The 22,789-nt window shown below is 67.1% G+C and carries 21 protein-coding genes, 1 pseudogene and 1 riboswitch; of the genes and pseudogenes, 6 read left to right on the plus strand and 16 right to left on the minus strand.

What is annotated here, in order from left to right:
- Positions 1-26 precede the first annotated feature (26 nt).
- From AC3IFE_RS17615 to AC3IFE_RS17670, 12 genes are all read right to left on the minus strand, one after another.
- A complete protein-coding gene (locus tag AC3IFE_RS17615) occupies positions 27-848 on the minus strand; it encodes an ABC transporter permease (protein WP_256979550.1) in 822 nt (273 codons plus the stop codon).
- Entirely contained in the window at positions 845-1,771 is a 927-nt protein-coding gene (locus AC3IFE_RS17620; protein ID WP_089466494.1) for an ABC transporter ATP-binding protein, read from the minus strand. Before AC3IFE_RS17620 ends, AC3IFE_RS17615 begins: the two co-directional genes overlap by 4 nt.
- 192 nt (positions 1,772-1,963) lie before the next feature.
- A complete protein-coding gene (locus tag AC3IFE_RS17625; protein WP_011546610.1) occupies positions 1,964-2,239 on the minus strand; it encodes an STAS domain-containing protein in 276 nt (91 codons plus the stop codon).
- Complete coding sequence (locus AC3IFE_RS17630; protein ID WP_489191346.1) at positions 2,236-2,865, minus strand: MlaC/ttg2D family ABC transporter substrate-binding protein; 630 nt, start codon at positions 2,863-2,865, stop codon at positions 2,236-2,238. Before AC3IFE_RS17630 ends, AC3IFE_RS17625 begins: the two co-directional genes overlap by 4 nt.
- Before the next feature lie 111 nt (positions 2,866-2,976).
- Positions 2,977-3,933 carry an MlaA family lipoprotein gene (locus AC3IFE_RS17635; RefSeq protein ID WP_489191356.1) on the minus strand — a complete coding sequence of 319 codons (957 nt, stop codon included), beginning with the start codon at positions 3,931-3,933 and terminating at the stop codon, positions 2,977-2,979.
- Between the two features lie 30 nt (positions 3,934-3,963).
- A complete protein-coding gene (gene mlaD, locus AC3IFE_RS17640; protein ID WP_301738943.1) occupies positions 3,964-4,527 on the minus strand; it encodes an outer membrane lipid asymmetry maintenance protein MlaD in 564 nt (187 codons plus the stop codon).
- Between the two features lie 24 nt (positions 4,528-4,551).
- A complete protein-coding gene (gene mlaE, locus AC3IFE_RS17645; RefSeq protein WP_089466492.1) occupies positions 4,552-5,319 on the minus strand; it encodes a lipid asymmetry maintenance ABC transporter permease subunit MlaE in 768 nt (255 codons plus the stop codon).
- A complete protein-coding gene (locus tag AC3IFE_RS17650; RefSeq protein WP_301738942.1) occupies positions 5,316-6,137 on the minus strand; it encodes an ABC transporter ATP-binding protein in 822 nt (273 codons plus the stop codon). Before AC3IFE_RS17650 ends, mlaE begins: the two co-directional genes overlap by 4 nt.
- A gap of 84 nt (positions 6,138-6,221) precedes the next feature.
- A complete protein-coding gene (gene thiE, locus AC3IFE_RS17655; protein ID WP_301738941.1) occupies positions 6,222-7,346 on the minus strand; it encodes a thiamine phosphate synthase in 1,125 nt (374 codons plus the stop codon).
- On the minus strand, positions 7,343-8,158 hold the full coding sequence (locus tag AC3IFE_RS17660; protein WP_069619428.1) for a thiazole synthase: 816 nt from the start codon (positions 8,156-8,158) through the stop codon (positions 7,343-7,345). The genes thiE and AC3IFE_RS17660 overlap by 4 nt, the downstream gene beginning before the upstream one ends.
- A 38-nt stretch (positions 8,159-8,196) precedes the next feature.
- Complete coding sequence (gene thiS, locus AC3IFE_RS17665; protein WP_027783340.1) at positions 8,197-8,394, minus strand: sulfur carrier protein ThiS; 198 nt, start codon at positions 8,392-8,394, stop codon at positions 8,197-8,199.
- 32 nt (positions 8,395-8,426) lie between these two features.
- On the minus strand, positions 8,427-9,563 hold the full coding sequence (locus AC3IFE_RS17670) for an FAD-dependent oxidoreductase (protein WP_489191348.1): 1,137 nt from the start codon (positions 9,561-9,563) through the stop codon (positions 8,427-8,429).
- A 231-nt stretch (positions 9,564-9,794) separates the two neighbouring features.
- A riboswitch (TPP riboswitch) is annotated at positions 9,795-9,918 on the minus strand.
- Between the two features lie 270 nt (positions 9,919-10,188).
- On the opposite strand from AC3IFE_RS17670, the gene AC3IFE_RS17675 reads away from it, so the two are divergent.
- From AC3IFE_RS17675 to AC3IFE_RS17690, 4 genes are all read left to right on the plus strand, one after another.
- A complete protein-coding gene (locus AC3IFE_RS17675) occupies positions 10,189-11,958 on the plus strand; it encodes an ABC transporter ATP-binding protein/permease (protein ID WP_089466487.1) in 1,770 nt (589 codons plus the stop codon).
- Complete coding sequence (locus tag AC3IFE_RS17680) at positions 11,955-12,731, plus strand: SDR family NAD(P)-dependent oxidoreductase (RefSeq protein ID WP_489191349.1); 777 nt, start codon at positions 11,955-11,957, stop codon at positions 12,729-12,731. Before AC3IFE_RS17675 ends, AC3IFE_RS17680 begins: the two co-directional genes overlap by 4 nt.
- Positions 12,732-12,859: 128 nt before the next feature.
- On the plus strand, positions 12,860-14,122 hold the full coding sequence (locus AC3IFE_RS17685; protein ID WP_489191350.1) for an MFS transporter: 1,263 nt from the start codon (positions 12,860-12,862) through the stop codon (positions 14,120-14,122).
- Positions 14,123-14,147: 25 nt separating this feature from the next.
- Positions 14,148-15,431 (plus strand): D-amino acid dehydrogenase, encoded by a 1,284-nt coding sequence (locus tag AC3IFE_RS17690; protein ID WP_489191351.1) that lies wholly within the window; start codon positions 14,148-14,150, stop codon positions 15,429-15,431.
- A gap of 78 nt (positions 15,432-15,509) precedes the next feature.
- Here the strand turns inward: AC3IFE_RS17690 and AC3IFE_RS17695 are convergent.
- A pseudogene (locus AC3IFE_RS17695) lies at positions 15,510-15,763 on the minus strand (hypothetical protein).
- Entirely contained in the window at positions 15,760-17,250 is a 1,491-nt protein-coding gene (locus tag AC3IFE_RS17700; protein WP_489191352.1) for an alanine/glycine:cation symporter family protein, read from the minus strand. Before AC3IFE_RS17700 ends, AC3IFE_RS17695 begins: the two are co-directional and overlap by 4 nt.
- Positions 17,251-18,132: 882 nt before the next feature.
- Here AC3IFE_RS17700 and AC3IFE_RS17705 point away from each other — a divergent pair.
- Together AC3IFE_RS17705 and AC3IFE_RS17710 are read left to right on the plus strand one after the other, a co-directional pair.
- A complete protein-coding gene (locus tag AC3IFE_RS17705; RefSeq protein ID WP_301738934.1) occupies positions 18,133-19,029 on the plus strand; it encodes a lipid II-degrading bacteriocin in 897 nt (298 codons plus the stop codon).
- 50 nt (positions 19,030-19,079) lie between these two features.
- Positions 19,080-19,454 carry a hypothetical protein gene (locus AC3IFE_RS17710; RefSeq protein WP_301738932.1) on the plus strand — a complete coding sequence of 125 codons (375 nt, stop codon included), beginning with the start codon at positions 19,080-19,082 and terminating at the stop codon, positions 19,452-19,454.
- A 123-nt stretch (positions 19,455-19,577) separates the two neighbouring features.
- Here the strand turns inward: AC3IFE_RS17710 and AC3IFE_RS17715 are convergent, their stop codons facing one another.
- A complete protein-coding gene (locus AC3IFE_RS17715; protein WP_301738930.1) occupies positions 19,578-21,044 on the minus strand; it encodes a glutamate synthase subunit beta in 1,467 nt (488 codons plus the stop codon).
- 85 nt (positions 21,045-21,129) lie between these two features.
- A partial coding sequence (locus AC3IFE_RS17720; protein ID WP_489191353.1) for a GltB/FmdC/FwdC-like GXGXG domain-containing protein occupies positions 21,130-22,789 on the minus strand: 1,660 nt, incomplete at its 5' end.

The raw sequence follows: 22,789 nt of genomic DNA on the forward strand, positions 1-22,789 counted from the left end.
CCGGGGGCAGCCGCGGCCTGTCGATATCAATGACGCAGTTTGTAGCCGGTCGCGAGCAGCCGCATCGCGATCAGCGCGAGCAGCACGAAGAAACCGGTGACGATCGCGAGGCTCGCGAACGGGTTGATGTCGGACGCGCCGAAGAACCCGAAACGGAAGCCGTCGATCATGTAGAAAAACGGGTTGAGACGCGACACTTCGCGCCACACGGGCGGCAGCGAGTGCGTCGAATAGAACACGCCGGACAGGAACGTCAGCGGCATGATCAGGAAGTTCTGGAACGCGGCGAGCTGGTCGAACTTCTCGGCCCAGATCCCGGCGATCAGGCCGAGCGTGCCGAGGATCGCCGAGCCGAGCAGCGCGAACGCCATGATGAACAACGGCGCCGCGAAGTGCATCGGGATAAACCAGATCGTCACGACGAACACGCCGGTGCCGACCGCGAGCCCGCGCACGACGGACGCGAGCACGTACGCGCCGAAGATGTCGCGGTACGACAGCGGCGGCAGCAGCATGAACACGAGGTTGCCGGTGATCTTCGACTGGATCAGCGACGACGAGCTGTTCGCGAACGCGTTCTGCAACACGCTCATCATCACGAGGCCCGGCACGAGAAAGCTCACGTACTCGACGCCCGGATACACCTCGACGCGGCCCGACAGCGCATGGCCGAAGATCGTCAGATAGAGCAGCGCGGTGACGATCGGCGCGAGCACCGTCTGGAACGACACCTTCCAGAAACGCAGCAGTTCCTTGTAGAACAGCGTTCTGAACCCGCTTCCCGGCACGCGCCGGGCCGCCCCTTCGAGCGACAGCGAACGCAGTTCGCGTGGGGAGTGTTGATTCATGCCAGACCCTCGATCACCTCGGCGCCATTCATTATCTGGACGAACACATCCTCGAGGTCGGCCTTGCGGACCTCGATCTCGTCGAACGTGCAGCCGGCCGCGCGGCATTGCGCGAGGATGCGTTCGACTTCGTCGTAGCTCGCGAGGCGCAGCAGGTGCTCGCCCGGCGCGCGCGCGGCCGGGTCGGTCTCCAGCCCGCGCAGCTCGGCCGGCAGCGCGCCGGTCGCGAACCGCAGGTACAGCTGCAGGCCCGCGAAGCGGCGCAGCAGCGCGTCGGTGCGGTCGAGCGCGACGACTTCGCCGCGGCGCAGCATCGCGATGCGGTCGCACAGCGACTCGGCTTCCTCGAGGTAATGGGTGGTCAGCACGATCGTGTGACCCTCGCGGTTCAGGCGCGAGATGAACTTCCACAGCGTCTGACGCAATTCGACGTCGACGCCGGCGGTCGGCTCGTCGAGCACGATCACCGGCGGCCGGTGCACGAGCGCCTGCGCGACGAGCACGCGGCGCTTCATCCCGCCCGACAGCGCGCGCATGTTCGCGTCGGCTTTCTCGGTCAGATCGAGATTGGCCATCACTTCGTCGATCCAGTCGTCGTTGCGGCGCAGCCCGAAATAGCCGGACTGGATCCGCAGCGTCTCGCGGACGGTGAAGAACGGGTCGAAAACGAGTTCCTGCGGCACGACGCCGAGCGCGCGCCGCGCGTTGCGGAAGTCCTGGACGACGTCGTGACCGCGCACCGAGATACTGCCTTCGTCGGCCCGGGCGAGCCCGGCGAGGATACTGATGAGCGTGGTCTTGCCTGCGCCGTTGGGGCCGAGCAGACCGAAAAACTCGCCTTCCTCGACCGACAGGCTGACGCCCTTGAGCGCCTGAAGCGACTTGTAGCGCTTCTTGACGTGACGGATTTCTATGGCTGACATGACTGTGCGCGACGCCAGGGCCGCGACGCCTATTCTGTGCTTGCTGCGAAAGAAAATGGGGGCCGGACGCCGATTGGCTGCCCCGCAAAACGCTTGATTATAGGGCAAACCGGCAGGGGGAGCCGGCGCCGACGGCGCGCGGCCCGAAGCGTGCGCGCGCCGGCTGGCGCGGCAGACTTCGATCGGACAGGGTCAATGTCGGCCGGTGCCTTCGATGAGCGCGTCGACGCCGTAGGCGCGCGCGAGGCTGGCGAGCTTCGGAGGGAGATTGAGGATGTCGAGGGCCGCGCCGCGCGCTTGGGCGGCGCGTTGCCATGCGAGCAGCACGGCGAGCGCGGACGAGTCGAACTGCGTGAGCGCCGCGCAATCGACGGCGGTCGCACCCGCGCCGATGCGCGCAAGACCGTCAGCGAGCGCCGACTTCGCGCTCGCGACGGTCAGCGAGGAACCGGCTTCGAAGCCGCTCACGACGCTTGCTTGCCGGAGGCAAGTTGCTGGTTACGCTGCGTCAGGAACTGGATCAGCCCTTCCACGCCGCTTTGCTGGATCTTCTCGTTGAACTGCTGCTGGTACGTCTGGATCAGCCACGCGCCGAGCACGTTCAGGTCATACACCTTCCAGCCGTTCGCCGTCTTGTACAGGCGGTAATCGATCTGGACCGGCTGGCCGTTGTTCATCGCGACCGTCTTGACCACGACGTCGGTGTCGGCCGGATCGGCGCGGAACGGCGGGTACTGGATCTGCTGGTCCGGCTTCAGCTGCGCGAGTGCGCCCGAATACGTGCGGATCAGCAGCAGCTTGAACTGCTCCTGAACCTGCTGTTGCTGCTCGGCCGTCGCCGTGCGCCAGTTGCGGCCCATCGCGAGCTGCGTGGTGCGACGGAAATCGGTGTACGGCAGGATGTCCTTGTTGACGATCGAGATGATGCGGTTGGTGTCGCCCTGCTTGATCGTCTGCTGCTTGACTTCGTCGAGCACCTGCTGCGTCGCCGTCTTGATCAGCGCCTGCGGGTTCGACTGGTCGACTTGCGCGTGAGCCGCGCTGCCGAACGAGAACAGCGCCGCGAAAACGGGGATCAGGAACAGTTTTTTCATCATAGTGGCCTGCATGAATGAGTCGATGCGAAGGTTGGAGCAGGTAGCTTACGCGCAAGTTCGCCTACGCTACCGACTGAATCGTTTCCGGCTGTAACGAATGTAAATCCGTCAGTGCAGCCGGATGCTCGGGAACCGGAGCCCGCCCGGCGACGGCGGCGCCACCTGCATCGCCGGCACGTTCGTCTCGCTGGCCGGATTCGGCGATTCGGCCGCACCCGAGGCCGGTGCAGCAACCGCCGCGCCCGATGCCGGCGCCGCGCCGCCCACCGCTGCCGCCCCCGCCGTACCGGCCGCGCCGGCTGCCGCCGGTGCCGCGCCGTCTTCCGGCAGGTCGTACTTCGGCAGCGCGTCGTTGCTCGACGTCACGGCAGCCTCGCCGCGCGCGTTGCTGATCAGCATCTGGCGACGCTGCAGGTACGCGTTGCGCACGAACGAATACTTGTCGAGCGCCGCGGCATCGAGCACGTCGCCCGCGCCGAGCAGGTTCGCACGCGTGTTGACCAGGTTCACGCCGAACAGGCCCCAGCTCAGGCCGTCCGGCTTCACGTAGGTGAGCGGGTTGCCGACGTAGTCGACGCCGAGGCCGGCCGTGTCGCGCAGCGTGCTCGGGCCGAGCAGCGGCAGCACGAGATACGGGCCCGACGGCATGCCATAGCGGCCCATCGTGATCCCGAAGTCGGCCGTGTGCTTCGGCAGCTTCGCGATCGTCGCGACGTCGAACAGGCCGCCGACGCCGAACACCGTGTTGATCACGACGCGCATGATGTCGCCGACGCCGTCCGCGATCCGCAGCTGCACGATGTTGTTCGCCGCGATGTAGACGTCGCCGATGTTCGAGAAGAAGTTCGTCACGCTGTCGCGCACCGGCTGCGGCACCACGTACTGGTAGCCCTTCGCGACCGGCTTCAACGCATACGTGTCGACGGTATCGTTGAACTTGTACATCGTCCGGTTGAAGCCTTCGAGCGGATCGCCCTTGGTCGGCGTCTGCACGGTCGCGCAGCCGCTCAACGCGGCGACTGCCGCCATCGCCAGCGCGGCGTGCCTGATGCGGATCGTGTGCATGGTCATTCCCTCTTGTTTTCTCTCGTGTGGTTATTGGCCGGCCGAACCGGACACCGCCGACGCCGGCACCGCCACCGGCGCCGGTGCGGCGGGCGCGGCGGCCGATGCGCCGGCTGCCGGCTTCGCACCGCCCGCATCGGCGGCCTTGCTGTACAGGAACTGGCCGATCAGGTTCTCGAGCACGATCGCCGACTGCGTCATCGTGATCGTATCGCCCGACTTCAGCATTTCGGTGTCGCCGCCCGGCTCGAGGCCGATATATTGCTCGCCGAGCAGGCCCGACGTCAGGATCTTCGCCGACGAATCCTTCGGGAACGGGTATTGGCCGTCGACGTCGATCGTGACGAGCGCCTGGTACGTGTTGGTATCGAAGCCGATCGACTTCACGCGGCCGACCACGACGCCCGCGCTCTTCACGGCCGCGCGCGGCTTCAACCCGCCGATATTGTCGAATTTCATTCTCACCGAGTAGGTCGGCTGAAACGACAGCGAACTCATGTTGCCGACCTTCAGCGCCAGGAACAGCACCGCAAGGAAGCCCACCACCACGAACAGGCCGACCCAGAAGTCGAGAGCAGTCTTTTTCATCGTCATCCCAAAATTTGGCTTGGCTGAGGCTTAGCTGAACATCAGCGCGGTCAGCAGGAAATCGAGGCCGAGTACGGCGAGCGACGCGAACACGACCGTCTTGGTGGTCGCGCGCGACACGCCTTCGGGCGTGGGCTTCGCTTCATACCCTTGAAACAGTGCAATGAAGGTCACGGCGAACCCGAACACGACGCTCTTGATCACGCCGTTGCCGACGTCGGCCCAGACCTGGACCCCGCCCTGCATCTGCGACCAGAACGCGCCCGGATCGACGCCGATCAGCACGACGCCGACGAAGTACCCGCCGAGCACGCCGACCGCGTTGAAGATCGCGGCCAAGAGCGGCATCGCGATGATGCCTGCCCACATGCGCGGCGCGATCACGTTCTTGATCGGGTCGACCGCCATCATCTCGAGCGCGGTGAGCTGCTCGCCGGCCTTCATCAGGCCGATCTCGGCCGTGAGCGACGTGCCCGCGCGGCCCGCGAACAGCAGCGCGGTGACGACTGGCCCGAGCTCGCGCACGAGCGACAGCGCGACCAGCAGGCCGAGCGCCTGCTCGGAACCGTAGCGGTTCAGCGTGTAGTACCCCTGCAGGCCGAGCACGAAGCCGACGAACAGCCCCGACACGGCGATGATCACGAACGAATAGTTGCCGAGGAAGTGAATCTGCTTCGTGACCAGCCGCGGCCGGCGCAGCAGCGGGAAGAATTCCAGCACGAGGCGCACGAACAGGCGCGTGCCGTAGCCCGCCCGTTCGAGGCCGCCGATGACGTAACGTCCGATCGCGCTGATCATGCGCGCCCTCCGCCGAGCCCGAAATCCGCTGCGAGCGGCGGGCTCGTGTAATGAAATTTGAACGGGCCGTCCGGCGCGCCGTCGATGAATTGCCGCACGCTCGGATCGGTCGACGCGCGCAGCTCGTCGGGCGTGCCCTGCGCGAGCACGCCGCCATTGGCCAGAAAATACACGTAGTCGGCGATCGCGAACGATTCCGGCACGTCGTGCGTGACGAGGATCGACGTCGCGCCGAGCGCCTCGTTCAGCGTGCGGATCAGGTTCGCGGTGATGCCGAGCGAGATCGGATCGAGGCCCGCGAACGGCTCGTCGTACATGATGAGCTGCGGATCGAGCGCGATCGCGCGGGCGAGCGCGATGCGGCGCGCCATCCCGCCCGACACCTCGGACGGCATCAGGTCGCGCGCGCCGCGCAGCCCGACCGCGTTCAGCTTCATCAGCACCAGGTCGCGGATCAGGTCGTCGGGGAGGTCGGTATGTTCGCGCAGCGCGAATGCGACGTTCTCGAACACCGACATGTCGGTAAACAACGCGCCGAACTGGAACAGCATGCCCATCTTGCGGCGCAGCGCATACAGGCCGTCGCGCGTTTGCGCACCGACGTCCGCGCCGTCGAACAGCACCTGGCCGCGATTCGCGCGCACGAGGCCGCCGATCAGGCGCAGCACGGTGGTCTTGCCGCAACCCGAGCCGCCCATGACCGCGACGACCTGCCCGCGCCCGAAGCGCAGGTTCAGGTTGGACAGGACGAGGCGGTCGCCGTAGCCAAAGTCGACGTCGCGAAGTTCCAGCAGGGTCTCGGTAGGAGTGGGGCTCACGGAGCTGACAGTCCTTTTACGCAGAACGCGGAATTATAGGGCCTGCATTGGAATGATGTCGTGACGGCGTTGCGGGCCCTGCGGTCAATGATTGTCAAATTGTCCGGCAAAGCACTGCTGCAGCGCAACAAGCGCCGTCCGATAGTCGGTCGCGCCGGTGACCGCGCTGACCACCGCGACGCTGCCGACGCCCGTCGCCAGCACGGCCGGCAGCGTGTCGAGCCCCACCCCGCCGATCGCGACGAGCGGCGCGCTCGCGCCGGCGACGCGCGCGTAGCGGGCAATCCGCGCGAGGCCTTGCGGCGGCGCGGCGACGGCCTTGGTGGCGGTCGCGTACACGGGGCCGAGCGCGAGATAGCTCGGCCGCTCGTGCAGCGCCCGCACCATCTCGTAATAACCGTGGCTCGAAAGTCCGAGCCGCAGGCCCGCGCGCGCGATCGCGGCCAGATCGGCCGTTTCGAGGTCCTCCTGGCCGAGATGCACGCCGTACGCGCCTTCTTCTGCAGCGATCTGCCAGTGATCGTTGATGAACACGCGCGCATCCGGATAGCGTCGCCCGGCGGCCACCGCGCGCGCGATTTCGTGGCGCAGCGCGTCCGGCGCCGCATCCTTCACGCGCAGTTGCACGGTTCGCGCGCCGCCGTCGAGCACGCGTTCGACCCATTCGGCGCTCGGCACGACCGGATAGAGGCCGAGCCGCGCGGGGCACGGCGCGAACGCGGGCTCCGGCGGGGGCGGCAGCCCGGCGACGCGCGGGAACCGCGCGGCATCGACCGGCCATGCGTCGGCGGCGCGCGTCTCGTCGCCGTCGCGCCACGCCAGCGCGAGCACCAGCGCGTCGACCGGCGCGAAGCCGCAATCGAGGAACGCGGCGAGCGCCGCGATCCAGTCGTCCGCGAGCGGATGCGCGGCGTCCAGTGCGTAACGCACGCCGGCCGCATGCAGCACGGCGCCCTGCTCGTCGAATTCGATCGCCACCGCGTCCGGCGACGCAGGCCGCGACACGGCCGACGCGCGCGCCTGCGCGGCACGATCGCCGGCCGATACGATCAGCACGTCGCCGTCGGCGGGCACGTCGGGCACCGCCACGCAGAGCCGCCACGGCGCCGCGCCATCCGGCCAGTCGCCGAGCCGCGCGCGAATCCGCTCGGCCGCTTCGGCCAGCTCGTCGGCCGGCGGCCAGAACGCGTCGGCGAAGCGCGCGCTCATGCGCCGCCCCCGTCCTGGTGCCAGAACGGCATCCCGACGACCGGCGTGCTCGCGTGCGCGGTTTCGCGCGCATCCATCGGGCCGGCGAGATACGCCGCTCGGCCGGCCTCGACGCCCTGCGCGAACGCGCGCGCCATGATTTCCGGGTGCGTGGCCTGCGACACGGCCGTGTTCAGCAACACGCCGTCGAAGCCCCATTCCATCACCTGGCACGCGTGCGACGGCACGCCGAGCCCCGCGTCGACAATCAGCGGCACGTCCGGCAGCCGTTCGCGCAGCACACGCAACCCGTACGGGTTCACGACGCCCTTGCCGGTGCCGATCGGGGCGCCCCACGGCATCAGCGCCTCGCAGCCGACGTCGAGCAGGCGCCGGCCGATCACGAGATCCTCGGTGCAGTACGGCAGCACCTTGAAGCCATCCTTGACCAGTTGCGCGGCGGCTTCGATCAGCCCGACCGGATCGGGCTGCAGCGTGTAGTCGTCGCCGATCAATTCGAGCTTGATCCAGTCGGTGTCGAATACTTCGCGCGCCATGTGCGCGGTGGTCACGGCTTCGGCGACGGTCTGGCAGCCCGCGGTGTTCGGCAGCAGCGGCACCGCGTGGCGCTTGAGCAGGTCGAAGAAGCCGGCTTCGGCCGTGCCGCCCGTCATCTGGCGGCGCAGCGCGACCGTCACCATCCCGGGGCGCGACGCGGCGATCGAATCGGACAGCGACTGCAGCGACGGATAGCGCGACGTGCCGAGCAGCACGCGGCTTGCGAAGGTTACGCCGTACAGCGTCAGCGCGTCGGCGGAGGGGTGGGACGTCATGTCGTTTTCCTGGAAGAGCGGGGACGAACCGGCGGCGCTCAGCCGCCCGCGACGGGGTGCACGACGTCGAGCTTGTCGCCCGCCGCGAGCGCGCGCGCCGCATGCTGCGTGCGCGCGACGAAGTTGCCGTTCAGCGCCACCGCGTACGGCGGGCGCGCGCCGTACGCGGCCAGCGCATCGGCCACGGTCGCGCCGTCGGGCAACGTCAGGGTCTGTTGATTGATCTGGATATCCATGAGGCTGGGTCGGATTCGGTCGGCGGCGCGCGTCAGGCCGGCTGGCGCGCGTCGTCGCGGTGATGAAGCAGCGTCGGCCAGCGGGCGGCGTCGCGCCACGCGGCGAACGCGTCGGCGTCGCCGAGCTTGCCGCCGAGCGCGGCTTGCGCGAACGCGACGGCCGCGTGCGCGACTTCCGGCGCGATCATGAAGCCGTGCCGGTACAAACCGTTGACGGCGAGCGTCGATGCGCCGTCCCAGATCACCGCCGGGCGATGATCGGGCAGCGTCGGCCGGCACTGCGCGTTGAGTTCGAGGATGCGCGCCTCGCCGAACGCCGGATGCACGGAGAACGCCGCGCTCAGCAGTTCGAGCGCGGAGCGCACGCTGACGGGCGACATGTCCTCGCCCTCCACCTCGGTCGCGCCGATCACGTAGAGATCGTCCTGCTTCGGCGCGACGTACAGCGGGTAGCGCGGATGCAGCAGCCGCACGGGCCGGGTCAGCCCGATGCCGGGCGCGTGCACGCGCGCGACTTCGCCGCGGATGCCGCGCAGCGCGGGCAGCGCGGGTTTCGCGCCGAGCCCGCGGCAATCGATCGTGAAATGCGCGGCGGGCAGGTTCGCGTCGTCGACCGGCGCGTGCCAGTGCAGCGCGACACCGCGTTCGGCGAGGCCCGCCGCGAGCGCGCGCAGCGCCTGGCGATTGTCGAGCTGCCCTTCGCGCGGCAGCATCAGCCCGCGCGCGAAGCGGCCCGCGAGCGCGGGTTCGGCCGCATCGACCTGCGCGCCGGCGAGCGTCACGAAGCCGCCGTCGAACAGCTCGGCCGGCGCATTCGCGCGCACGCGCCGCTCGAACAGCGGCGCCTCCGCGCGGTCCGCGTGATGCCAGACGACGAGCGTGCCGTGCTGCTGGAAAAAAACGGGTTCGGGCAATTCCGCGAGCCACTGCGGCCAGCGCGCGAGCGACGCGACGCCGAGCTCGGTGATCAGCAGTTCCGCGCTCGCCGCTTCCGCGAGCGGCGCGAGCATCGCCGCCGCGATCCACGCGGCCGACTGCTCGCCGTCCGGGCCGCCGCGCTCGTAGAGCGCGACGCGATGCCCGTCGCCCGCGAGGCGCCACGCGATCAGGCGGCCGACGAGACCGCCGCCGAGCACCGCGAAATCGGGTCGTGCATCGCGGATGTTCATCGCACACCCTCCGCGCGGTCACACGCGACGAACGCCGACGCGGACATGCGCCCGCCGCCGCATGCGAACGCGCGCGGCATCGGGGCGGGAGCCCTGCAAAAGACTGAAGATTGTGCGGCCATCATTCCTTCCGTAACGCGCAATGCGCGTACCCAAAAGGACGAAACCGGCAGCAAAGGCCGGCCGGGCGGGACTCGGGCGCTGACCATGTGGGATGGCGGCCAGCGCGGCCCGGCGGGATCAGAAACTTCCCTCGCCGGTATTACCCGGATCGGGTGCGAAGGGTCTTTCTCAGCCTCGCCGCGCTGCCCGGAACATCCGCCGGCCGCGCCACGAAGCACCCCTGTTTCGTCGTCGGCCATTAGACCATAAAAGCGGAAAGCGCCGCAAACTGTCCCCCTTGCGGCAAATTCGCCGGGCTGCCGCACCGCTCTGGCACAATGCCCGCAGGCCGGCCGCGCGAGCGGCCGGTTGCCGCGTCACCGCCGGTTTTTAAGTGCCGTTTAAGACGCACGGGCGACCATCCGGACGCCCGCCGTCAATCGGCGCCGCGCCCCGGCATGCCGTATCGCGGCGCGCGCCCGGTTTCGCCCGGCCCGCGCGCCGGCTCATCATCAGGAAGCACATGACCCAATCGATCGATCCCGTCCGCTCCGCCTCCGACGCGCCGCAGGACGAGCGCCCGGTATCCGCATGGAGCCTCATCAAGCCCTACTGGGTATCGTCCGAATGGAAAATCGCGTGGGGGTTGCTGGTCACGATCATCGCGATCAACCTCTGCGTGGTCTGGATCAACGTCCGGCTCAACAAATGGAACGCGCAGTTCTACAACGCGCTGCAGTCGAAGGACGTCCACGACTTCCCGAACCTGCTGATGCAGTTCTCCGCGCTCGCCTTCGCGTTCATCATCCTCGCCGTGTACGGCCGCTACCTGCGGCAGATGCTCGGCTTCCGCTGGCGCCAGTGGCTCACCGACCGCTTCCTCGGCCAGTGGCTCGGCGATCGCGCGTTCTACCGGATCGAACGTGACCGCCTCGCGGACAACCCCGACCAGCGGATCACCGACGACCTCCAGTCGTTCGCGACCACGACGCTCGCGCTGTCGCTCGACCTGCTGTCGACGGTCGTCACGCTCGTGTCGTTCATCACGATCCTGTGGTCGCTCGCCGGCGCGCTGACGTTCACGCTCGGCGCGACGCCGATCGCGATTCCCGGCTACATGGTGTGGGCCGCCGCGCTGTACGCGGTGGTCGGCTCGCTGATCATCCAGAAGGTCGGCCATCCGCTCGTGTCGATCAACTACCAGCAGCAGCGCGTCGAGGCCGATTTCCGCTTCGGGCTGATCCGCGTGCGCGAGAACGCCGAGCAGATCGCGTTCTACGACGGCGAGAAAACCGAGGCCGGCAACGCGCAGACTCTCTTCATGCGCATCCGCGACAACTGGTGGCGCGTGATGAAGTACACGAAGCGGCTCACGTTCGTGCTGAGCTTCTACGGGCAGATCGCGATCATCTTCCCGCTCGTCGTGGCCGCGCCGCGCTACTTTGCCGGCGCGTTCTCGTTCGGCGTGCTGATGCAGATCTCGTCCGCGTTCGGCACCGTCAGCGATTCGTTCTCGTGGTTCATCAACAGCTACTCGACCCTCGTCGAATGGCGCGCCACCGTCAACCGTCTGCGCGAATTCAAGCGCGTGATGGGCACGTCGCACCTGAAGGAAAGCCTGTCGCCCGCGACCGAGCACGGCGGCATCAACCTGCACTACGTCGACGCCGCGAAACTGTCCACGTCGTCGCTCAAGCTCGCGCTGCCGAACGGCAACGCGCTCGCGAACATCGGCGACGTCACGATCGAGCCCGGTTCGCGCTGGCTCGTGATCGGCAAGTCGGGTTCCGGCAAGAGCACGTTCATGCGCGCGCTCGCGGGCCTGTGGCCGTTCGGCGACGGCGCGATCGACGCGCCGGTCGGTGCACGCATGATGTTCGTGCCGCAAACCAGCTATTTGCCGATCGGCACGCTGAAGGCCGCGCTCACCTATCCGGCGACGCCCGACGCGTTCAGCGACGAAGCGTGCCGCGACGCGCTGCGCGCGTGCCGCCTCGAGGATTACGTCGGGCGTCTCGACGAGACCGGCCACTGGACCCGCGTGCTGTCGCCCGGCGAGCAGCAGCGTCTGGCCGGCGCGCGCGTGCTGCTGCACAAGCCGGACTTCCTGTTCCTCGACGAAGCGACCAGCGCGCTCGACGCCGACAACGAAGGGCGCCTCTATCACCTGTTCGCCGAACGGCTGCCGAAGGCCGCGATCGTCAGCATCGCGCACCGCGAGTCGCTGGCCGCGTTCCACGTCGGCACGATCAACGTCGAGCGCGTGAACGACGACGACAAGGTCGCCGCGTGAACCCACGCGCCGCGCACGTCGCGCGGATCGCGCTGATCACCGGCGCCGGTTCGGGGATCGGCGCGGCGCTCGCGCGGCGGCTCGCGGCGCCCGGCGTCGCGCTGGCGCTGCATGCGCGCGGCGCGGACGACGCGGCACGCGCGCGGCTCGCCGACGTCGCACAAGCGTGCACGGCTGCCGGCGCGGAATGCCTGACGCTGACCGGCGATCTCGGCGAACCGGGTATTGCCACCGAGATCGTCGATGCCGCCGCCGCCCGCTTCGGCGGGCTCGACCAGCTCGTCGCGAACGCCGGCTTCGCCGCGCGGCAATCCTTTTCCGACCTCTGCGCGGATGCGCTCGCATCCGCGTTCGCGGCGATGCCCGGTGCGTTCTCCGCACTCGCGGGCCGCGCGCGGCCGCTGCTCGAAGCATCGGCCGCACCGCGGATCGTCGCGGTCAGCTCGTTCGTCGCGCACCGTTATCGCGCCGATGCGCCGTTCGCGGCGACCGCCGCCGCGAAAGCCGCGCTCGAGTCGCTCGTGCGTAGCGCGGCCGCCGAATTCGCCGCGCACGGCATCACCGTCAACGCGGTCGCGCCGGGCTTCACGCGCAAGGACCACGGGCCGAGCGCCGGCAATGCCGCCGCGTGGGCGCAAGCCGAACAGGCGACGCCGCTCGGCCGGATCGCCGAACCCGACGACGTCGCCGCGCTGATTGCGTTCCTGCTGTCGGACGCGGCGCGGCAGATCACCGGCCAGGTCATCCACGTCGACGGCGGCCTGACGCTCTGACGCGTCTTTCCGCCTGCCTGCTTTCCCGCACGACCCTGCCTCCGCCTTTTTGGCGCGCCGGATCGCGCCCGTAAAATAACCGCGACGCGGCAGCGCGGCACGAGACAAGACGAGAGGGGGCGGCAAGCATGCAGGCATTCCAGTGGTTCAACGAATTGTCGACGCGCGAGCGCCGGACGCTGTACGCCGGCTTCGGCGGCTATGCGGTCGATGCGTTCGACTTCATGATCTATTCGTTCCTGATTCCGACGCTGATCGCCACCTGGGGCATGACGAAGAGCGAGGCCGGGATGATCGCGACCAGTTCGCTGATCTCGTCGGCGATCGGCGGCTGGGTCGCCGGCATCCTCGCCGACCGCTACGGCCGCGTGCGCGTGCTGCAGTGGACGATCGCGACGTTCGCGCTGTTCACGTGCCTGTCCGGCTTCACGCATTCGTTCTGGCAGCTCCTGGCGACGCGCACGCTGCAGGGTTTCGGCTTCGGCGGCGAATGGTCGGTCGTGACGATCATGATGGCCGAGACGATCCGCTCGCCCGAGCATCGCGCGAAGGCCGTCGGCACCGTGCAGAGCAGTTGGTCGTTCGGCTGGGGCGCCGCCGCGATCCTCTACTGGGCGTTTTTCGCGCTGCTGCCCGAGCAGGCCGCGTGGCGCGCATGCTTCTGGATCGGCATCGTGCCCGCGCTGTGGATTCTCTACATCCGCCGCAACGTCAGCGATCCCGACATCTACACGGCCACGCGCCGCGCACGCGACGAAGGCCGCGTGTCGGGCCACTTCCTCGAAATCTTCTCGCCGCCGCACCTGCGCGCGACGCTGTTCGGCAGCGCGCTGTGCACCGGCATGCTCGGCGGCTACTACGCGATCACGACGTGGCTGCCCACCTATCTCAAAACCGTGCGCCACCTGTCGGTGTTCAACACGAGCGGTTATCTGGTCGTGCTGATCGTCGGCTCGTTCGTCGGCTACGTGGTCGGCGCGATCCTGTCCGACCGGCTCGGCCGCCGCGCGTCGTTCGTCCTGTTCGCGATCGGCTCGTTCTCGCTCGGCATGGCGTACACGATGCTGCCGATCACCGATACCGCGATGCTGCTGCTCGGCTTTCCGCTCGGCATCGTCGTGCAAGGAATCTTCGCGGGCGTCGGCGCGTATCTGTCGGAGTTGTATCCGGGTGCGATCCGCGGCTCGGGCCAGGGCTTCTGCTACAACCTCGGCCGCGGGCTCGGCTCGTTCTTCCCGATTCTCGTCGGCGCGCTGTCGCAATCGATGTCGCTCGTGAAGGCGATCGGCCTCGTCGCGGGCGGCGGCTACCTGCTCGTGATCGTCGCGGCGCTCGTGCTGCCGGAAACGCGCGGCAAGTCGCTCGCCGACGATCCGGCCGTCGCGTCGTGAGCCACCGCCTCGTTCCGGACTCCGCATGCACGTGATCGTTCTCGGCGCCGGCGTGATCGGCGTCACCACCGCCTGGCACCTGCGCGAAGCAGGCTGCGACGTCACCGTGATCGAACGCGAGGCCGACGTCGCGCAAGCGACGAGCCTCGGCAACGCGGGCGTGATCGCGCCCGGCTACGTGACGCCGTGGGCCGCGCCCGGGATGCCCGGCAAGATCCTCAAGTACCTGTTCAAGCCCGCGTCGCCGCTGATCTTCCGGCCGACGCTCGATGCCGCGCAGTGGCGCTGGATCGCGCGCTGGCTGCGCGAATGCGAATTCGAGCGGTTCCGCGTGAACAAGCAGCGGATGCAGCGCATCGCGTATTACAGCCGCGCGTGCCTGCATGCGTTTCGCGAGCGTTATCCCTTCGACTACGGCGCGAGCCGCGGCTACCTGCAACTGCTGCGCGGCGCGTTCGACGTCGAGATGGCGCAGCCCGCGCTGAAGGTACTGCGCGACGCCGGCATCGCGTTTCGCGAACTGGACGCGGCCAGCTGCACCGCGATCGAGCCGGGCCTGCGCTGGGCCAGGCAGGCCCCCGTCGGCGGCATCTACCTGCCCGACGACGAAGCCGGCGACTGCGCGCGCTTCACGCGCGAGTTGCGAGCGCTGTGCGAAGCGAACGGCGTGACGTTCCGGTTCCGCACCGCGATTCGGGCGCTCGATGTCGCGGACGGCAAGGTGCGCGGCGTGCGGGTCGACTCGCTCGACGCAGGCGCGGCCGTTCAACGCGATGCGCGGCTCGCCGCCGACGCGATCGTCGTCGCGCTCGGCGTCGACAGCGCCGGCCTGCTCCGACCGCACGGCATCGACGTGCCGCTGTATCCGGTGAAGGGCTACTCGGCCACGCTCGCGGTCGTCGACGACGAAAAGGCGCCGTGCGCCGCGCTGATGGACGAATCGCTGAAGACCGCGATCACGCGCTTCGGCCCGACGCTGCGCGTCGCGGGCACCGCGGAGCTCGGCAACCGCCACGCGACGCTGCGGCAACAGGCGCTCGACACGCTGATGAAGGTGCTCGACGACTGGTTCCCGCATGCGGCCGACCGCGCGTCCGCGCGTTTCTGGGTCGGGCGCCGGCCGATGACGCCCGACGGGCCGCCGCTGCTCGGCGCAAGCGGGATCGACGGCTTGTGGCTCAACGTCGGCCACGGCTCGACGGGCTGGGCGATGTCGATGGGGTCGGGAAAGGTGGTCGCGGATCTCGTCACCGGGCGCGTGCCGGAGATCGATCTGGCGGGGCTGACGCTCGCGCGCTACGACGGGTAGTGCAGCCGGCGGATCATACCGTCGATGCGATGCGCGGTCGCGACCGGCGGCATGGCGCGCGGCCGTCGGCGCATGTCGCTACCGCGGCGTTCGCCGGCCTTCGGTCGCGGCGATCGGCGCCGACACGATCGGCCGATGCGACACGCCCGCCTGCGACAGCCGGCTTTCGAACAGCGTCAGCGCTTCGATGCGCAGCTCGACGGGCCGCCCCGGCGCACCAGCGCCCCGGCGCACCGCCGTGCGCCACGGGCGACCGGCAACGCGTGCAGCGCGTCGCGCGACGCCGCATCGGGCATCAGCGGGACGAACGCACGGAGCCGGTCGCCGTTCATGACTCGCGCACCGTCACGCGCACTTCGGCCACCGCATTGGCCGACGCCTGACGCTGCGGCAGCGGACCGTGCTCGCCCCACACGTCGGCCGGCAACACGCGCGCGAGCTCGGGGATCGTGTTGCGCGTGAACACCGGATCGGCGACGCCCGCCGCGCGCTGGCGGCGATAGTCGGCCCACGCGGCGTGCGCGTACTTGCCGAGCGCGAGAATCGCGATCAGGTTGAGGATCGCCATCAGCCCCATGCTCGTATCGGCCATCGCCCACACGAGCGGCAACTGCCCGACGCTGCCGAACATCACCATGCCGAGCACGGCAATACGGAACAGCGGCAGCACGCCGCGCCGCTTCGTGATGAATTCGACGTTGCCTTCCGCATACGCGTAGTTGCCGATCACCGACGAAAACGCGAGGAAGAAGATCGCGACGGCCATGTAGATGCCGCCCCAGCCGCCGACGTGGCTCGAGATCGCGCGTTGCGTGAGCGCCGCGCCTTCCATCCCGGTGCCGAGCGCGTACTCGCCCGACAGCAGGATCACGAACGCGGTCGCGCTGCAGATCACGATCGTATCGACGAACACGCCAAGCATCTGGATCAGCCCCTGCGTGACGGGGTGGCGGGTGCTGGCGGTCGCGGCCGCGTTCGGCGCGCTGCCCATCCCCGCCTCGTTCGAGAACAGCCCGCGCTTCACGCCGATCGCGATCGCCTGGCTGACCGCATAGCCGGTCAGGCCGCCGGCCGCCTGCTCAAAACCGAACGCGCTCTTCACGATCAACGCGATCACGCCGGGCACCAGCGCGATGTGCGTCGCGACCGCGTAGACGGCGAGCGCGAGGTAGCCGATCGCCATCAGCGGCACGATCACCTGCGCGACCGTCGCGATGCGACGGATGCCGCCGAAGATGATCGGCGCGGAGAGCAGCACGAGACCGACACCGACCGTCTCGCGGCGCCAGCCGAACGACGTATGGAACGCGTCGGCGATCGCGTTGGCCTGCACCGCGTTGAACACGAAGCCGAACGCCAGGATCAGCGACAGCGAGAACAGCACGCCGAAGCCGCGCGAGCGCAGGCCGGTCTGGATGTAGTACGCGGGGCCGCCGCGATAGCTGCCGTCCGCGTGCGACACCTTGAAGATCTGCGCGAGCGTCGCCTCGACGAACGCGGACGACATCCCGACGAGCGCGGTCATCCACATCCAGAAGATCGCGCCGGGGCCGCCGACCGTCAGCGCGACCGCGACGCCGGCGATGTTGCCGGTGCCGACGCGGCTCGCGAGCCCGGTCGCGAACGCCTGGAACGACGAGATGCTGCCCGGTTCACCCTTGCTGCCCACCAGCTTCATGCTGAGGAACAGCGCCTTCAGCTGGATCATCCGGAACCGCAACGTGAACCACGCACCCGCGCCAAGCAGCAGCGCGATCAGCACGTAGTTCCACAATACGCCGTTGACGGCGTCGATCAGCCCATGCGCGAATGCTTCCATCCAGAGTCCTTGTCAATAGCGTCAGTCATGTGCGACGACCGCGAACGCGGCCCGAGGGGCGACATGATATGACAGTTTTCAAGGATTATTACAAAATGAAAGGCTACGGGATCACGAAAAATCAGTGCCAGATGTGATCAGGTTAGGCGACGCTTCGGGAAGATGCGGGCTGCGCAGCGGAGGAATGAATGCCCGGGATTGAGGCCCCCGCCGATCGCCCTTCACGTGGAGTACTTGACTCGGTGCCAAGTAGCAATCCAAAGCAAAATACTGCTGCTGGAAATTCGCGACCTTTGACACTCGGAAACATTTGAAATAGCGGACTGCCAAACCGGCTACGCAATGTGCCTCTCTTCTCCTCGTGCTGCTCACACGAGCGGACCAGTTGTCTATCGATCGTCCAAAAGTGTCGCAAGCAATACCGCCGTGCCACGCCGGAGAAGCCTCACCACGCGATTGGGCCAATCCTCAATGCTGGCGCCCCCTGTCTGCCACTTCGACGCAAATCGTGTGTATCCAGTCCAACTGGTGACGAAATCAGCACATCTTCTCCGTTTCAAAGATAGCGATACATAAAGCTCCGCTTGCAGCGACACACACAAAAAGCGAATGCTATCCGCTTCGGACTACAAATCTTTTTCACAGACGGGGTAAAACATGAGGAAATCAAACCATTCATTGGAACGTGTTGTCCGTGCCGAACAGACACAACGACATAAGAGACGAATACTCGTCGCGGGGGCTGCATCCCTTCCCATCTATGCGCTGCTGAAACAATCAATATGTTTGGCACAAACGAACGTCTTGCCAGAAATTTCGGTGACCGCACCGCGCCTCCCCAGTCTGGACGGATTCTCAAACAAGGTTGGTGGTGGAGGCTCAATGTCTGAAGCCGCACTGGGCTATCCCAAACTACTGTGCTTCGGCAGATATTGTTCCGCGACCGAGATGTTCAACAACGCAGACCACGGCGACATGATTTCGGTCACCGAGGAGTTCTTCAAATTCCTGTTCGAGCACCGCAACGAGATATTCTGGCGCAACCAACTGACTCTGGTCGGCGAATTTACTGGATGGTTGGCACGAGGCGGTTATCAAAACTTCCCTGGAGCGAACTCATACAGTCTCAATGTCGCCCTGGGTCGATATGGTGATGTATCGACACTGTTCGGTATCTATGCAAATCAGCTGAACGGGATCCGCCCAGTCTCCGAATTCCAGTTCTACGGCAACCCCTTTATGTTCATCGGGGCCGTCTACTACTGGGTATTCGGAAACGGCGAGCGGAGGTCGATCAATCTCGAATCCATGAACTTGAGAATGAGTGTCTCCGATTTCAAGTTGATCCAGGACAGCATCGATAATCCAGGATATGGTCCGGGCACCTACTCGATCGACGGGCCATTTAGCACAAACGTGTTCAATCACGGGGCCCACGATTTCTGGTCCGCCACGACCGTAGGGCGCGTCTCGGGGCACGTACGAGGGACTCTGACGATGCAGGAGGACAACAGCTATCGCTTCACCGGCTCCTACACGTTGAATCCCGACAAGTTCGATGCAGATAGTTCCAATCGACCGTTCCTGCAAGAGTGGATGACTACCGTTTTGAGAGAAGTGGGCTCGGTTCTCGGACATGCCGACTATCAAATCTACTTTACCGGGGAAAAGGAAGTGTCGTTCTCGGGCCAAAGAGCGGTTCAGAATGCGCAAACACGTCCCCCGCAGGCAGTTCACCGGCCATCGTTTGGCGGCCTTATGCGCCCTGGACGCCCATAGACCTCAATGGGCGCGACATTCAACTTCCCCTTGTCGGGAGCGACAGCCCCATGATCTCGATCGTTACTCGACGCGTCATTGGTATTGTTCTTACAGTCGTCGCGATGACCGTCGCGATCTTCATCGCATTTCTCGTCGTTGCAGGAATCGCAAGATACGAGAAAGACGACGGCTACTGTCCGGACATACCCCCTGGAGAACTTGAGGCAAAAATTGTGGCATTCGCCAACGAACAGCACATATACCCGGATGGAGCGGAATTCGTCGGCATGCCGCGTTACCATGCGGAAACGTACGGCTGGTGGGCTTTCGATCTGAGCGCACCGGACGGAAACTACGTCGCGACGATCGATTGCCACGGTCGCGTCACCAGCTTCGGGAAGGTTCAGAAACTTCCACGTGTGCCAGCAACGCCGGCACGATGAATCCGTTCACTAGCGGCATCGGGCCGGCTTCTCCGGCAGTTATCTCGCCTTTGGGTTCCACAAAAAAACCGGGCGCCCTCTCGGACGCCCGGCTTCCATCGAAACCCGCTCGCGCGATTCAGCTCAGCGCGGCAGTTCCGAATGCCCCATCAAGTACGCATCGACCGAGCGCGCGCACTGGCGGCCTTCGCGGATCGCCCACACCACGAGCGACTGGCCGCGACGCATGTCGCCTGCCGCGAACACCTTGTCGACCGACGTGTAGTACGAACGATCGCCTTCGGTCGCCGCGCGTGCATTGCCGCGCGCATCCTTCGCGACGCCGAACGCGTCGAGCACCGGCGCGGCCGGCTGCGTGAAGCCCATCGCGAGCAGCACGAGATCGGCCTTCATCTCGAACTCGGAACCCGGCACTTCCTGCATCTTGCCGTCCTTCCACTCGACGCGCACCGCGATCAGCTTCTCGACCTTGCCGTTCTTGCCTTCGAGACGCTTCGTCGCGACCGCCCAGTCACGCTCGCAGCCTTCGTCGTGCGACGACGACGTGCGCAGCTTGATCGGCCAGTACGGCCACACGAGCGGCTTGTTTTCCTCTTCCGGCGGCTGCGGCAGCAGCTCGAACTGCGTGACCTGCTTCGCGCCATGACGGTTCGACGTGCCGACACAGTCCGAACCCGTATCGCCGCCGCCGATCACGATCACGTGCTTGCCCTTCGCGAGCAGCTGGTCGACGAGCTTGTCGCCCGCGTTCACGCGGTTCTGCTGCGGCAGGAAGTCCATCGCGAAATGAACGCCCGCGAGCTCGCGGCCCGGCACCGGCAGGTCGCGCGGCGTTTCCGAACCGCCGGCGATCACGACCGCGTCGAATTCTTCCTTCAGCGTGTCCGGCGAAATGGTTTCCTTCGCGAGGCTGCCGATCGACTCGGGCAGCGGATCCTTGCCGATGAACACGCTGGTGCGGAACGTCACGCCTTCCGCTTCCATCTGGCGCATGCGGCGATCGATCAGCCACTTCTCGAGCTTGAAGTCGGGAATCCCGTAACGCAGCAGGCCGCCGATGCGGTCGTTCTTCTCGAACACCGTCACGTCGTGGCCCGCGCGCGCGAGCTGCTGCGCGGCGGCGAGGCCCGCGGGGCCCGAACCGACGACCGCGACCTTCTTGCCCGTCTTGTGTTCGGCCGGCAGCGGCTTCACCCAGCCTTCCGCCCAGGCCTTGTCGATGATCGCGTGCTCGATCGACTTGATGCCGACCGGGTCGTCGTTGATCCCGAGCGTGCACGCCGCCTCGCACGGCGCCGGGCAGATGCGGCCCGTGAACTCGGGGAAGTTGTTGGTCGAATGCAGGACTTCGATCGCCTGCTGCCAGTCCTGGCGGTAAACGAGATCGTTGAAGTCCGGGATGATGTTGTTGACCGGGCAGCCGTTGTTGCAGAACGGGATGCCGCAATCCATGCAGCGCGCGCCCTGGATCTTCGCGTCCGCGTCGGTCAGCGCCGCGACGAATTCCTTGTAGTGCTTCACGCGCGTGAGCGGTGCTTCGTACGCCTCGTGGCGGCGTTCGAACTCCAGAAAACCGGTTGCCTTGCCCATAAGGTGCTCTTCTGTTCGGTGTATCGGGTGGGGGAGCCGCGCGCGGCCGTCAGGCGCGCGCGGCATTCGCTATGTCGTTCGTCGCTCAGGCGGCCAGCACTTCCTTCGCCGCCTTCTTCGCACCGATCTCGCCCAGCGCGCGCTTGTATTCGTGCGGGAACACCTTCACGAACTGGCGGCGCGCCGCGTCCCAGTTTTCCAGCAGCGACTTCGCGCGCGGCGAACCCGTGAACTGGAAATGACGCTCGACGAGCCCCTTGAGCAGCGCTTCGTCCGTCGTGCCTTCATGCCAGAGCGCGCGGTCGACCGTGCGCTCCTGCTCGGCCTGCTGCAGCACCGGCTCGAGCGCGACCATCGACTTGTTGCACTTCGCCGCGAACGTGCCTTCCGGATCGTAGATGTACGCGAGACCGCCCGACATGCCGGCCGCGAAGTTGCGCCCGGTCTCGCCGAGCACGACGACCGTGCCGCCCGTCATGTATTCGCAGCCGTGGTCGCCCGTGCCTTCGACGACCGCCGTCGCGCCCGAGTTGCGCACGCAGAAGCGCTCGCCGGCCACGCCGCGGAAGAAGGCTTCGCCTTCGATCGCGCCGTACATCACCGTGTTGCCGCAAATGATGTTTTCCTCGGACTTGCCGCGGAAGTCGTTGGTCGGGCGGATGATGATCCGGCCGCCCGACAGCCCCTTGCCGACGTAGTCGTTGCCGTCGCCGACGAGGTCGAGCGTCACGCCCTTCGCGAGGAACGCGCCGAAGCTCTGGCCGGCCGTGCCCTTCAACTGGATGTGCACCGCGTCATCGGCCAGGCCGTCGTGGCCGTGCTTCTTCGCGATCACGCCCGACAGCATCGCGCCGACCGTCCGGTTCACGTTGCGCACCGGCTGGATGAACGACACATGCTCGCCGTTCTCGATCGCGGCCTTCGCCTTCTCGATCAGCACGTGGTCGAGCGCGCGCTCGAGGCCGTGATCCTGCACGTCGACGTGACGCGGCACGACGTCCTCGCATTCTTCCGGCTGGTAGAACACGCGCGAGAAGTCGAGGCCCTTCGCCTTCCAGTGCTCGATGCCCTTGCGCGTGTCGAGCAGGTCGGCGCGGCCGATCAGGTCGTCGAACTTCGCGATGCCGAGCTGCGCCATGATCTCGCGCACTTCCTCGGCGACGAAGAAGAAGTAGTTCACGACGTGCTCGGGCTGGCCCTTGAACTTCGCACGCAGCACCGGATCCTGCGTCGCGACGCCGACCGGGCACGTGTTCAGGTGGCACTTGCGCATCATGATGCAGCCTTCGACGACGAGCGGCGCCGTCGCGAAGCCGAATTCGTCCGCGCCGAGCAGCGCGCCGATCACGACGTCGCGGCCCGTTTTCATCTGGCCGTCGGCCTGCACGCGGATACGGCCGCGCAGGCGGTTCAGCACCAGCGTCTGCTGCGTTTCGGCGAGGCCCAGCTCCCACGGCGTGCCCGCATGCTTGACCGACGACAGCGGCGACGCGCCCGTGCCGCCGTCATGGCCGGCGATCACGACGTGATCGGCCTTCGCCTTCGCGACACCGGCCGCGACCGTGCCCACGCCCACTTCCGACACGAGCTTCACGGAGATGCTCGCGCTCGGGTTCACGTTCTTCAGGTCGTGGATCAGCTGCGCCAGATCCTCGATCGAGTAGATGTCGTGGTGCGGCGGCGGAGAGATCAGGCCGACACCCGGCACCGAGTAACGCAGCTTGCCGATGTATTCCGACACCTTG

The sequence above is a fragment of the Burkholderia sp. APQ4-4ca genome (genome assembly GCF_057837105.1).